This is a genomic window from Desulfosarcina sp. BuS5 (assembly GCF_028752835.1).
Classification (GTDB): Bacteria; Desulfobacterota; Desulfobacteria; order Desulfobacterales; family BuS5; genus BuS5.
Genome location: NZ_CP087953.1, coordinates 18,488 through 31,387 on the forward strand (window position 1 = coordinate 18,488; position 12,900 = coordinate 31,387).

The window sequence follows — 12,900 nt, forward strand, 5'->3', positions numbered from 1 at the left end:
CAATTGTCCTGAACAAATAAAAAGCAACATTTGAAAAGGGTAAACTAAATTTGAAGGATGCCCTTTTTAAAACAAATCAGAGTCTAAATACAGATATACATAATTGAGGTTCGTTTAAATGGTTAATTTGTTTTTTTCATATTCCCATAAAGATAAAGAATTAAGAGATGAATTAGAAATACATTTATCTGCTTTAAAACGGCAGGGAATTATTTCAACTTGGCATGACAGAAGGATATCAGCCGGTGATGAGTTTGATAGAGAAATAAGCGAATATTTAGAAAATGCCAACATTATACTTTTATTGGTAAGTCCTTATTTTATCAACTCTGATTATTGTTACGAAATTGAAATGAAACGTTCAATGGAAAGACATGATCAAGGTAAAGTTATTGTAATTCCGGTAATACTACATCCTTGTGATTGGCACGATATGCCTTTCGGGAAATTATTAGCATGTCCAGGGGATGGCAAACCGATATCAAAATTCCCCAATATTCACGATGCATTTCTTGATGTGACGAAAGCTATTAAAAATACGGTAGCCAAGTTAGATAAAAATAATTCAGCTCCCCCCCAAAAAATAGCATCGGAGTGTGCTAATCAACAAAAAATAATTAAAAAGTATCCTATAAGATCAAGTAATCTTAGGGTAAAAAAAGAATTTACTGACCGAGAAAGGGATAAGTTTTTAATAGATGCTTTTGAATATATGGCAAATTTTTTTGAAGGTTCATTGGATGAATTGAAGGCACGAAACATAGAGATTGAAACAAACTTTCGCCGTGTAGACGCTAATAGATTTACAGCAAAAATTTATAATAAAGGAAAGGAAGCAAGTCAATGTAATATATGGTTTGGAGATGGAGGTTCATTATTATCTGGAATCTTATATTCGTCAGGAAATTTCAGCGGCAACAGTTATAATGAATCTATTAATGTTGAAAATGACGGGTACACAATGTGTCTCAAGTCTATGGGAATGCAATGTCGTAGGCAAGACCGAGACCTAAAAATGACCTTTGAAGGTGGCGCAGAATATTATTGGAGTATATTCATAGAATGTTTACAGTAACAATAATATGACCAGCTTTACCCAATAATATAAACTGTCACATAATAAATTTCACTGCGGGGAATAAGGAATCAATGGTTCACTGCTGCTTCAAGGCTTTCTAAATCACCAACCTCAGCAATAACAGCAGCTCGTGCAATGGTGGAAACAGCTTGCAAAACGATATTAACAGAACTTGGTAAAGAACCCACATGCTCTATCGGGCACAACAAAAAAAATGAAAGATAATTCAGAAAATTTTGTAAGTATAAAAAGATTGATGTCGTTAAAGGAACGGCGTGTGAGGATCATATCCATATTGGTTTATCTATCCCTCCAAAGTATTCAGTCTTAACAATAGTTAAATGCAGGTAGGCAGAGGCTTTAGACAGGCTAATAAATTATGGCAGATGGTTCCCACTGCAGTACAACGCACGAATCGTTGCCTTGGCTTTACCTGGAGAAGTCATATTGTTCTTGTTCCTTAGCTATATAATCTACATGTAAATGGAGTCAATATAGAGGCAGGACTATCCAAACCTGAAGCCGCCCTTGTCGCGAAAATATTTTTTGACAAGATGGCCGATACACTTGCAAATGGTGACCGCGTAGAGGTTCGAGGTTTTTGTTCCTTTTTTGTCAAAAAACACAGAGCTTATACAGGACGCAACCCCAAGACCGGAAAAAAAGTAAAAATCAAGTCTAAAAAGTTACCGTTTTTTAAATTCGGGTCGGAATTGAAGAAACGAGTTGACGCATAAGTTTAACTCTCCGGCATGGCTCAAGCATATCCAGAAGGCCAATGCCGCCTTGAGTGAGCTGACTTCCGGAAAGATGAGCCATCTTGGAACCGGCGAGGCTTATGTCTGGTCGAGTAAGGCATCAGATGATTCTTTCACGCGGAGTGCAGTGAAAATCAAATGCCGGACCAAGGTTACCCAACATGGTGGCAGCACAAAAACTGCAGTGGCTAAATAATATGGAGCGGTAAAAAGTGGGCAATAGGTCAATAAAAATTGAAAATTGTCCATATATTGATGGTGCCAGTCCACGTTATTTGTTTCTTGCTTTTTTCTTTCCCGTAGTCGTTTTTTTCTTGACTTTTATCTTTCCCGCCTTTTATCAATGAGAGATAGTGAAAAAAACACCCCCCAGACGCTCTGAGAGGTCGCAGGGTAGACTTTCTTTATCTGGGAATATTTTTCACAAACAAAAAAAAGGAGGCAATTTTTGGCTGAATTCTTTTTATTTATTTTGATGGTTGTTGTTTTTTGCGCCTGGTTGAATCACAAGACTGGTATTTTTGAAAATCTTGAAATTGATAATACTCCTATTACAGGTGAAGAATGGCAAGAACGATTAGAAGAAGACTTGAATAACGATCCGCACGTTTCTGGTAGTTATTTTTACAGCCTTCATCATCAATTATCCCATAAACACAATCATATTGATTAAAGCTCAGGCGGTTCCTGCGGCTTTCTGTTTAGCGTTCTTTTTAGCCCATTAGCCGGTTTTGATTCTTCCTCCCCGGTCATCATATAGTTTGCTCCCGGCGTCTCTTCTGGGGTGATTGATCGATCCTCTCCAATACGTTCAGCAATCTCATGAATTTGTCTCATTTTGTCTGAATCTTTCATGTCGCTGGTTGCTATGTTATACACCATTGCATTTACAGCATCGGCATCGTAATTTTTTGTCCAAGTATTATCACTCATACTTATTTTTTGAATATTTCCAGAAACATTTCCTGAAAGAGGCATACCAGAACCGGATGCTCCTTTTCCGGAACCTAATCCCAAGTTGCCTCCAGCTCCACCTGTTAATCGCCATTGATTACCTTCTCCACTCCCTCTACTTACACTCCCCTTCCACAACTTGCTAGCCTCGTTAGAAAACGCCCTACTAAAACTCGCCGCCGCAACCTTGTCATTCAAAACTTCTTCAGGTATATTCCCACCCATCGACATAGCATATGCACCGGAATAGTTCGGTCCCTTCTTGACATCCGAACTGATGACCCTTCCCGAACCATCAGAAACCACGCTTGCGTGATGTCCTCTATCTGTCAAGCCGCTCTGCATGACCAGGCCGTTGCCAAATTCCTTCCGAGAATCCACAGAAACAAAATTGTACGGCCCCACCCGAGACTGACCAGCCGCCGGCTGACCCTGCGAGGTCTTTACATCCTTCTCCGCAATAGCCCGCCCACTCTTGGCATCCACCATAGACATCTTTAAGCCGCCGTTTTCGCCAAGATAACCTGACATCTTGACAGATTTCCCGGCTATATCACTCGGCTGTATGCCAAAATATCCGGCCACATTATTTGTTTCTCCGCCCGGCGCCGGCGTGAACTCCATTCCTTGCAGATGCCGGTTCATCATCGTATGCCCGCCCTGGGGATCTTGATCAATACGCCGCATAGCTGCCATAGTGCCGGAGCTGATGTCGCCACTGCCGGCTATCTCATCCCTTGCCTTGATCGCAGTCTGCTTGGCAGCATTATTTAACTGATTCCGGTACGCCACATTACCCACTGCCTCAATCCCATGCTCCGACTGAAAACCAGCCACAGCCTCCGACCCTGCCCCGCCTGACATACCTTCAACTCGGGAGGTCATTGGTACATTTCCGCCCTGGGCCTCAACGCCTTCTATCCAGCCGGATTGATTACTGACGCTCCTTTCGGCGTTTTTACCCACAAACCCGCTATCAATATTCTCCGCCCGGCCAACCGCATCACCATGAGCCACACTTTCCCGGTTTTTGACCACATTAGCCCCGCCCATAGTGCTTCCTGCTGAGACCGCATTGCCGCCCATTGCGCCCATAGTGCCGGTTGCCGTCCTGATTTTGCTTTCAGCGCTATAGGCTCCGGAACCGATAGAATCCCTATAATTATGATTAGCGTAGGTCATCATCGGGCCGGTTTCAACCTGCGATCTCATATACGAATTGGTTGCCTGTGGGTCCAGCCCGCCAAGACCGCCCGCGGCTGATCCGGCTGCACCGGCCGCTGTCATCCGGCCGGCGAAATGGCCAAAAGTCGCTCCGCCGAATTTTACCAGCATCATACTCATGGAACCTGCCAGCATCATAGCCGACCATCGGGCTGCGCCAAACACAGCCAGGGCTTTTTGAGCATCGCTTTTGAACAGCATGATACCGCTCAGGCCAAGCCTGTAATTCCTGATTTCATCTAAAAGATCAAGAGTCTTGTCCATGGCGAAACTGTGCACCAGGGCGTCACAAATGCCCCAGGAGGTTAAAAAAACAAAAATTCCGAATATGAAAGCAACTGCCCTGCCGCAAATAGGAGTCGGAATCAACAAACAAACAAAAGGAATCAGGCCGATAAAAATACAAAAAGAAACGCTCCGTATGATCGGTATCCATTCATTGCTCAAGATACCCATACCTATCATACTCAGCCCTGCCGATCGTCCGCCAATTCTCAAAACGGCTTCCTCTGCCGGGCTTTCGGTGATTACATCCCAGATATGATGACCGATCAAAATCTGCCGCATAATCAGCGAAGATGACATCCCGGCGCCGCCCAGGATATAGTTACTGACAAAATTAGCGGCCTTGTTTTCGCAAATCAGCCTTAAATTCTGACCCGATCCAACACTGCTGTAGTTTCCCAGGCCGGCCCGGGAGCATCTTTCTGCCCAGAATTTTTGTACACAGGCATTGGCAGGGGTCAGGGTACTCAAGAAACCGGATAGATTTGTCCATGCCTGCTGACAGGTGCAAGTTTGACCGGTTTTGTGAGCGCTGTCATAATATACCGTGTACATGGCAGGATTAGCGGCCAGGGCGTAGAGCGGCATAAAATCCGTATTATCGTTAATGTCGTTAACATCCAGAGTTGTTCCAGGGCGGCCGACTTCATAAAGAAAACAATCTTTGGTATATCTGGCAAGCGAACTGTTCATATACTTGCCGTCCGCTCCGCAGCGGGTGAGATCTACACCCCCCTGAAACGCTTTGGTAAAAATATTATAAGCCAGTCCCCCCGCGTTTTCCCGGTATGACCTTGGATCTCCGGCCGTCCAGATCATTTCGATCAGACCGGTTTCAATCTTGTTGGCAAAACCGGCTATAAAAGCCACTCCGTCCGGAATACCCGGGACAACCATCATTTCATTTAGAACCTCATCATAAATTGTAATTGTCGTGGTCGAACGAATAAAGGTTGCATAAATCATCGCTCCGGCTATAAAAACGCCGAGACACGACAACCAGACATAATAAGGATTTGCGCCCCGGAACAAACCCTTGGCAACCGCCATTAGACCACCTGCAACCAGGCCTATTACAAACATACCGAAGAACAGCCCCTGATAATTATTATCCGACATGATCAGAGCCAGTCTTTGAAACGCATTAACGGTTGCATCAAACTGATTCCAGACGGTGTAGACTTTCAGACTATTTGGAATATCCGCCCAGGCTGATGGTATAAAAAACAGGCTGAAAAATATAAAATATTTACTTATTTTTTTGATTCGCATTTTATTTTTCCCCAATTCGTTTGATTAAGGATAAATTTCCTGTCTGGGCGCTTAACATGTCATTAATAATTTTACTTGATTCCTGTACACGCCGGGAAAATTCAAGATGTCTTATCAAGCTTGCGAGTTGAGCAGAGTAGTCATTCTGGGCCATGGTTACATAATCTATTAGATCATGTTTCATCTCTTTTAAAAGATCATACGGAAGCTGGGCCAGTTCGGCCTTACAATTATCAAGCTCGGCCCCGGACTGATTGTTAATAACAGTATCAACCAGGGTTAAGGTTTCGTGAACCTGTTTATAAAAATCCTTGATTATAGCAAAAGCATAACTAATGCTGACAGTCCTGGAATATGTGCTTGCAATCAGGGTAAAGTCAGCAGCGTTGTTGCCCCCATAAATAATCAGATCATTATCAATTGCTTTTTTTACCGAAAGAGGGATGGTATTCAGCAGACTTTCCTGGCCGGCCGATAATCCGGCACCGGTAGTAATATTTTGAGCGATATTATAAAGCATTTGAAAAACCCAGTCGTCCAGGCTGTTATATGTATTGCCGTCAACAACGATATTGGTCAATGGTACACAGGTCCCGGCATTATCCCGATACTCAAGATCATTATCTAAAATAAGATCAAGAATATGCTCCGGAGGATTGCCGCAGGGACCGAAATGACGATAATCAATGCCTCCGCCAGAGATATTGATCATCACATCCCCAAGAAAACCGCGCATCAGCTTGGCGAAATCCATGGAATAATTTTTCAAAGCAGCCAGGTGATCCAGCAGATACCCATCTGCAAAAAAAACTTGTCTTAAAGTGGCAGGACAGCCGCTAACCAGGTTGTTTTCGCTGCTTCCTACCGTACCGGCAGCCTGGGAAGTAGTCTGACCATCAGTATTATTTTTGAATGTTTTATAAAGATCGGTCAGCCCTGAGCTGTTGGCAAAATCCGCCAGCGCTTCCGTTCGCATCTCACCGGCTTTAAAAGAATCTATGCCGGTTGTAATAATAGCCTTGCTCGCCTTACAGTCATCAAACTGAAGCTGATTTAACCTGTCAACTATAGCTGTAAATTCCGATAAAGTCGTAGCAAGCTGTTCAGATAAAGTTTTTAGAGCTATCTGAAAAGCAATCGCCGGTGCTGCGGAAATCATGCTTTCAAGTTTATCAACCAGATAATCCGAATTCAGAAAACTTGCTCCTCCTAAAAACAGATCAATTCCGCCGCAACCAGCCTTGATCCTCGGTTTTTGAATTGTGATCGGATAATCAACACCATGCTTCCACCGTAATGACATTGAACCGGCCGAGGCAAAGCCTCTTTTCTGACCCTCAAGATATGCCGGTCCGGAATAAGTTTTTTGTTGAATCCAGTCATCGATCCACTCAGCCCCGGCCGGCATGGTAATAAATAAAAAGACCAGTGTTAAAATTATTTTTCTAAGCACGTTCACCCGCCATAATTTCTAATGCCTGAATATAAGTTTTGCCGGAAGCAACCAGCTTTTCAAAGATCGCATTTTCACCGGCATCGGATGTATAGAGATAATAAGAAAACGGATCGAGTATCAGCCTGGCAACCCCGGTTCCGGCCGGGGTATCCATGAAAACTTCGGAATACCGTGGTTTGGGGCTTTTAACGCTTTTTAAAATCTGCAAAAGGAAAGCTTCATAATCGATGATTTTTTTTTCCGCGGCTTTTTCAAAAGCAGATGACTCCAGATAAAATTTATAAGCTGAATTTTCTTTTAAAACATTACCGATATCGCCGAACATTTCCAAATCAAGCAACGATTGAGTAATGGTTGTAAAGCTTCCCCCGTATTTTCTGGCCCGGCGGTAACCTTCTTCAATCACGTTTTTCAGCATTGACCCTTCCCGAAAAAACTGCCATGCTTCATCGAAAATAATCAGTCTTTTTCGACTCCGGTCGGAAAGGTATAAATCCTGGGTAACATAGTTGAGCAACTGCAGGGTAACTACATTAAAAAGATCATCCTGTTTTTTAAGTTCCTCAAGTTCCAGAACTACAAAATCATCCTGTGAGATATTAAGAGTAGCGGGGCCGTTAAACCATTTGCCGAAAACACCGCGACTGGTAAATTCTCTTAGATTAAAAGCCAGTTTCGATGCCAGCAGGTTAAGATCGGCAACGCATTCGGGATTATCATTGCAGTTAAAATCAAGAATTTCATCAGCGTATTTTGCAAAGTTGGTCAGGTATTCATAAATGCTATCAATATCAGCCTGGCTGCCGTAATTTTCATAAGCATAGCGGATTGCGTTTTTGATGATGGTTATTTCACTTTCGCCGGGAACCTCCCGGGTGGCAGAATAAACCATCTGAATCACGATTGCGCTGATAGAAGCAACATCCTCGTTAATATCGATGATATTAGTAAAGGGATTAAGGACTATCCCTGAATTTTTGGTAAAATTGATAAACACACCCCCCAGAATTTTACATAATTTTTTATAGGAACCACCTATGTCAATGATCCGGATCATGGACCCGGCCGCATAATAATTACTGACAAGATAATTGGTTAAAACCGATTTACCGGAACCGGATTCAGCGCAGATGAGAGCATTGTTATTGTTGGCCCGTGAATCAAAAAGATCCAGGCTGATGATTTGACCCTTTCGTCCTGTAAAAAGATTGCACGAAGCCCCGCTCCCGGCAAAATCAGCTTGAATCGGCAGGCAATAAGCAGCGGCATCTCCATCCATGATAAAATCACGATCAATATAATCGGGATTTTTGTTGATATTAAACAAACCGAACGGCAAGCTGGAAAGAAAAAGAATTTTATTGATCAATTTATCTTCCTGCATCACAAAGCCCTGAGACTCCCAGACTCTTCTAATTCTAAGCAGGCTTTCCCGGGCATTCTCTTCGCTGTCACCAACAGTCCACACTGTCGGCATAACCCTGACAAAAGGTATGCCCCGTTCAACTTCACCGGCCGCCCAGGTATATTCTTCCTTTTTTCTTAATAAACTTGGAGCAAGACTTCCTACAGATTGCTGCTGAAGAACAAAATTACACTTGGAATGGAGCTTGACCTTCATAGACTGATAAATCAGGTTAACGGTAATAAAAAACGGCCTGGTCAGTTGATTGGTATCTGACTGTGGCCCCCAAATATCACCGGTCAGCAGGTTCATCATCAGGGGTGAGGCTTGTTCCGGATATTTTTTAACCGATAAACATCTAAAAACCTGCTTGCCGAATTCTATTCGATCAAAAAGAGATTGGACCGGAGTTTCTCCGAGGATAACCTGGTTTCTAATAGTTTTAGTTGGGTCATAACCGGTGTGGTTTGAGCAATTATTATTGAATAATTTTAAAAGCATGTTGATCAAAACATCAGGTTCTGCTTTCTCCGGCTGGAGATAAGCGCCCCGGAGGATTTCTTCAACCGAATCTTTAATATCCATCCAGACAGTATCGTTTAAATCAAAATGAGTCTCTTTTTTAATCGGCGGCATTTTTAAAGAGACAAACAGCCTGAACCTCCGGAGGGGAGTGTTTTTGAGATTTTTCAGTCCTTGGTTTGCGCCCTGTTCAAGAAAATCATAAACCTGGTTAGTGGTTTTGTTGATAATTTCACTCTTGATAGACCGGATAGATTTGTATTCATCCAGTAATGGTGTGACATCCTGATCGGCATAAAGCATAAACTGCAGCACGCTCCCATCAGGAATAGAGGCGGTAAAGAGCCCGCGCAGAGTATTAAATATATCCTTACCCGCATAAACAAGCGGTTTACACTCCCATAAAAAACCGATTGTATTATCTGCGTTAAAATAAATATCTTTTTCAAAATCATAGGCGATATAGGGCAGGAAATCAGAAAATTTGTTGCGGTAGGTCATTTTGCGCAAATCTGCAAATGATAATCCGCCGCGATTACCAAAGAGTATTCTTTTAAATAAATTCATAATTTTTTCCTTAAAACGGGAATTTTGAGCAGCTCACTCAATTTCTTTTGTGGTAGAGATAATCCATTTAGGTTCAGTCGCAAAAAAATAAACATACCTGTAGCTATACAGCTCATTAGCCGAACCGGTATAAGATAAGATCAGGGTCCGCATAACCTTCGGTGGAAGAACGATCGGCGTAGTCGGTTTATTGATCAGGGACGCGAGTTTGTTGTAAAGGCCGGTGCGGTAATTATATTCCAGGTCGCCTGATAGTTTTGGAGAAAGATTTTCTAAAGAGTTATCAGAATTTTCTATGCTTTCCTTATAAGCGTGTGTAGTAGAAACGCATTTGCCTTTATATGTATCAGGACATTGAAATTCTGACTTGTAAGGATTGAAAACGCTGCAGCCGGATAAAATAAATCCTGCGTACAAAACAAGAATAATTTTTTTCATAATAAATTTTCCTTTTTTTTTAGTGAAGAATATTAGTTTCTTTAACCTCCATATTAACACCTTCACTGATTACCAGGGTGACGGTTTTGGTAGCTCCCACTTCGACAACCGGCATGGTTTGTTCTGCCAGTTGCAGATAAAATTTCTGCAAATCTTTCGATGCCCCTGAAATGGCTCCGCCAACAGCGCCGCGGGTAATATTGGTAGTATCATCCTGGGAGAATATCTGCTGGGTCCCTAAAGCAGTGGTCTGATAATCAAAAGAAGAATTCTGCATGGCTTCTCCTACACCTCCCAGAGCGCCTGCCAGCGCGCTTCGAGCTAACATTGAACCCATCTTGGCGACCACATTGCCGTCCAGTCCGATAATGCCGTCTTCATCCATGACAAAGCCCTTAATCTGCTGATCTATAACCGCGGTTCCTTTTTTAGATACACAGGAAAGGGTGAGCAGCCTCACATGTACCCGCTCATCAGCCAGGTTCCCGGTCCCTTCGCCGATTATGAAACAGCCCTTTAAGTTTCCCTTGACCTTGTTGGGCAGAATCGCCAAATCTTTGACTCTGAACAAAATCGGCAGGGGATTATTCTTTCCGGCCGATGTTGTGGGAGCCCGCACCCCGGAGAGTAAGGTCGCCTCCATAAAAGAAGGGGGTAAATAAATTTTGAGTTTTTTTTTACCATCATCGTCATCTTGCTTAACTGTTGTATTATTGCTGACCGTTGTGATTCCGCCGATTATCAAATCCTCCGGAGCTTCCGGGTTAAAATCGGATTGAGCAAATACCGGAGGCGGGGGCACAGGCGGTGATATTATTTTGGGCGATGGTTGAGATATTTTTTTTCCAGGCAGGGGTGAATGCAGCATGGGTTTATTATTTGTCTTTTGGGTTGATGCTGTATGCAAGTCATTATCTTGAGACAACAGCTTCATTTCTTCTTTAAGATCATGCAGGATTTTATCCTGCTGGTTGATCCGGTTCCTGGTTTCTGTAATCAGGCTCTCCTTGATCAGGCGGGTATTCAAGTCAATATTTTTGGTTTTTTTTGTACCCTGAACTCCTTGAACCGGTTTTTGAACCTTGTGCTTAACCCGGCTGTGCCATCCCAGGGCGCAAAAAATTAACATGAATATCCCGATGATAATGATGGTTATTTTTTTTTGTTTTTTAGGGTCGAGTTCTGCCCATTTTTTTTTAATAGTCTCTTTCAGCATCGTTTTCCTCGCCATGTTTTTCCACAATAAAAAGCCGTCCGGTTTCTCCTTTAGATATAGCTGTCTTTTCCAGGGTGATTCCGATGGGATTTTTTACAAGTTCCGGCAATAGAAAATGTTTTTCCTCCAGGATGATTTTTTCTTTGGAGCAGCCTGGTTTAAGCGAGATCAAATACTCTTTTAGCTCGATACCTTCTCCTTCCGCGATAATCGTTCTTTTTAAAAAAATGTTCAGATCCCGAAAAAGGTATTTTTGATTATTAGCCGCCTTAACTGTGAAGCTGTCCGGAATCTCGTCCTGAAAGGTATATTTTGTAATCATCAGGACTTTTTTTTCAAAGGGGATTCCCTCAAAAAGAGAAAGATTTTTTTTGATTTGTTTTTTTTTAGAAACCAGCCGGATGTTTTGTGCCGGTACTTTTTCAGGAACCCCGATGACCGTATAAACGGCCGCGTCCGATCCACAGATAAAATAGAGTTCAACCGGTTTATGAGGATAAACAAGTTCATCCCGGCCGCCGGCATGCTTTTTAGTGACCAGAAATTTTATAAAGGCATTGCTGTCGTTTATTTTAACGCTCAGCCCTTTTTCCTTGGAATAGACTACATCTTTAATCGGGCCGTCATTACAGGTGACCCTGTTTATATCCGTGCTGCTTAAAATTACTTTGGTCGTAATCTCCGGCAGAATCATAGTATCGGCCTCACTACCAAAAAATTGGTCGGGATTGTATGTAATGCTTTGTTTTGGAAGCTTTGGAAGCTGTAGTCTTTTTTGTTGAAAGCTTTTGTTTGAATTAATCTGTGGGTGGCTTATATGTTCAGCGGCCTTTATTGACTCTTTAAAAATAACCTCCGGCGCCGAACAAAGTTCCATATTACATTTAACCACCTCCGAAGTAAGGCCGCTGCTTTTAGCTGTGGCCACCAGTTGTTTTGTTTTTGCTTTGTTTTCTACCATTCCATACCTGGCAACATAAAAATTTCCGGAGCGGCAAATCAGCAGGTCTTTTTTTATTGTATCCGGAAGGTTGTCATACAGATGTTGCAATCCGGACAAACTCTTGAAGGCGCCGAGCTGGACAGACCATGCCGCATTAACCGGACTGCAATCCATTAAGCTGATTATGGCTAAAGCCAAAGCAGCGGTGATAATTTTATTTATTTTCGACTTCTTTAAAATCATTGATAAAAAACCTCCCGTTAGAAATGACATACCCAATGATATAGGTTTTGCTTTGACCTCGATCTACAACGCTGCTCCCGGTAAACTGTTTTTTCGTTCCGTTAATGGCAATTGTTTTTTTTTGTTTGTTGACATTGATCCGGAAGGGATAGAATGCGCTGGTAATCATCAGGGTATTTACCGTTGCCGTCAGATCAGCCAGGGTGTTTTCAAAAGAAGGGTAAAAAGAGGGTGTGACCAGTTTCAAGAGCTCGTCAAATTGAGCTCGGACAGAAACCGGGCTGTAGTTTTCAAGCAGGCCGATGGAATACCTGGCAAAAAGTTTAATATAATCTTCATTGGCATCATTGCCGCTGATAACTATTCGTCGATCAACGACCGGAGGCAGGATTACCGTTTTCTGGTAATGCAGCGCCCTGTAAGAAAAGATGCTGTTGATAATTACGGTGATTCCGAGAACCAGGACGACAAATTTCAGCAGCCGGTTTTCGGCATATAAATTTGATGTTTTTTGTACAAACAGATCAAGTTTCATTTTT

The 12,900-nt window shown here is 42.6% G+C and carries 10 protein-coding genes and 2 pseudogenes; 5 read left to right on the forward strand and 7 right to left on the reverse strand.

The window, feature by feature from the left end; translation table 11 throughout:
- The first annotated feature begins 118 nt into the window (after window positions 1–118).
- The 5 genes and pseudogenes from BuS5_RS19745 (at window position 119) to BuS5_RS19755 (ending at window position 2,509) form a co-directional block, all read left to right on the forward strand.
- Window positions 119–1,075 (forward strand): toll/interleukin-1 receptor domain-containing protein, encoded by a 957-nt coding sequence (locus BuS5_RS19745; RefSeq protein WP_027355267.1) that lies wholly within the window; start codon window positions 119–121, stop codon window positions 1,073–1,075.
- Window positions 1,076–1,315: 240 nt separating this feature from the next.
- A pseudogene (locus BuS5_RS20605) lies at window positions 1,316–1,429 on the forward strand (transposase); the annotation flags it as partial.
- Window positions 1,430–1,632: 203 nt separating this feature from the next.
- Complete coding sequence (locus BuS5_RS19750; RefSeq protein ID WP_232223144.1) at window positions 1,633–1,815, forward strand: HU family DNA-binding protein; 183 nt, start codon at window positions 1,633–1,635, stop codon at window positions 1,813–1,815.
- A pseudogene (locus tag BuS5_RS20610) lies at window positions 1,805–2,032 on the forward strand (hypothetical protein); the annotation flags it as partial. The gene BuS5_RS19750 and the pseudogene BuS5_RS20610, both read left to right, overlap by 11 nt.
- Window positions 2,033–2,284: 252 nt before the next feature.
- Window positions 2,285–2,509: a hypothetical protein gene (locus tag BuS5_RS19755; RefSeq protein ID WP_027355270.1), complete on the forward strand. Its 225-nt coding sequence runs from the start codon at window positions 2,285–2,287 to the stop codon at window positions 2,507–2,509.
- Here the strand turns inward: BuS5_RS19755 and BuS5_RS19760 are convergent.
- The 7 genes from BuS5_RS19760 to BuS5_RS19790 are packed head-to-tail and all read right to left on the reverse strand — an operon-like array spanning window position 2,506 to window position 12,896.
- Window positions 2,506–5,571, reverse strand: a complete 3,066-nt coding sequence (locus BuS5_RS19760) for a conjugal transfer protein TraG N-terminal domain-containing protein (RefSeq protein ID WP_157487520.1) — start codon at window positions 5,569–5,571, stop codon at window positions 2,506–2,508. The genes BuS5_RS19755 and BuS5_RS19760 overlap by 4 nt on opposite strands.
- A 1-nt stretch (window position 5,572) precedes the next feature.
- Complete coding sequence (locus tag BuS5_RS19765) at window positions 5,573–7,024, reverse strand: conjugal transfer protein TraH (RefSeq protein ID WP_051375317.1); 1,452 nt, start codon at window positions 7,022–7,024, stop codon at window positions 5,573–5,575.
- Window positions 7,017–9,521, reverse strand: a complete 2,505-nt coding sequence (locus BuS5_RS19770) for a TraC family protein (protein WP_027355272.1) — start codon at window positions 9,519–9,521, stop codon at window positions 7,017–7,019. Before BuS5_RS19770 ends, BuS5_RS19765 begins: the two co-directional genes overlap by 8 nt.
- Window positions 9,522–9,554: 33 nt before the next feature.
- Window positions 9,555–9,959, reverse strand: coding sequence for a TraV family lipoprotein (locus tag BuS5_RS19775; protein WP_027355273.1), 405 nt, complete (start codon window positions 9,957–9,959; stop codon window positions 9,555–9,557).
- 19 nt (window positions 9,960–9,978) lie between these two features.
- Complete coding sequence (locus BuS5_RS19780) at window positions 9,979–11,190, reverse strand: TraB/VirB10 family protein (protein ID WP_084446339.1); 1,212 nt, start codon at window positions 11,188–11,190, stop codon at window positions 9,979–9,981.
- Window positions 11,156–12,361 (reverse strand): TraK domain-containing protein, encoded by a 1,206-nt coding sequence (locus BuS5_RS19785; RefSeq protein ID WP_051375319.1) that lies wholly within the window; start codon window positions 12,359–12,361, stop codon window positions 11,156–11,158. Before BuS5_RS19785 ends, BuS5_RS19780 begins: the two co-directional genes overlap by 35 nt.
- The gene (locus BuS5_RS19790; RefSeq protein WP_027355274.1) at window positions 12,333–12,896 is read right to left on the reverse strand and encodes a type IV conjugative transfer system protein TraE; all 564 of its coding nucleotides are present in this window, start codon (window positions 12,894–12,896) and stop codon (window positions 12,333–12,335) included. The genes BuS5_RS19785 and BuS5_RS19790 overlap by 29 nt, the downstream gene beginning before the upstream one ends.
- Window positions 12,897–12,900 lie beyond the last annotated feature (4 nt).

What these genes read in the sequence shown, in the direction of transcription:
- BuS5_RS19745 (WP_027355267.1), top strand. Translation starts at nt 119, where the DNA reads ATGGTTAATTTGTTTTTTTCATATTCCCATAAAGATAAAGAATTAAGA.
- BuS5_RS19750 (WP_232223144.1), top strand. Translation starts at nt 1,633, where the DNA reads ATGGCCGATACACTTGCAAATGGTGACCGCGTAGAGGTTCGAGGTTTT.
- BuS5_RS19760 (WP_157487520.1), bottom strand. Translation starts at nt 5,571, where the DNA reads ATGCGAATCAAAAAAATAAGTAAATATTTTATATTTTTCAGCCTGTTT.
- BuS5_RS19770 (WP_027355272.1), bottom strand. Translation starts at nt 9,521, where the DNA reads ATGAATTTATTTAAAAGAATACTCTTTGGTAATCGCGGCGGATTATCA.
- BuS5_RS19775 (WP_027355273.1), bottom strand. Translation starts at nt 9,959, where the DNA reads ATGAAAAAAATTATTCTTGTTTTGTACGCAGGATTTATTTTATCCGGC.
- BuS5_RS19780 (WP_084446339.1), bottom strand. Translation starts at nt 11,190, where the DNA reads ATGGCGAGGAAAACGATGCTGAAAGAGACTATTAAAAAAAAATGGGCA.
- BuS5_RS19785 (WP_051375319.1), bottom strand. Translation starts at nt 12,361, where the DNA reads ATGATTTTAAAGAAGTCGAAAATAAATAAAATTATCACCGCTGCTTTG.
- BuS5_RS19790 (WP_027355274.1), bottom strand. Translation starts at nt 12,896, where the DNA reads ATGAAACTTGATCTGTTTGTACAAAAAACATCAAATTTATATGCCGAA.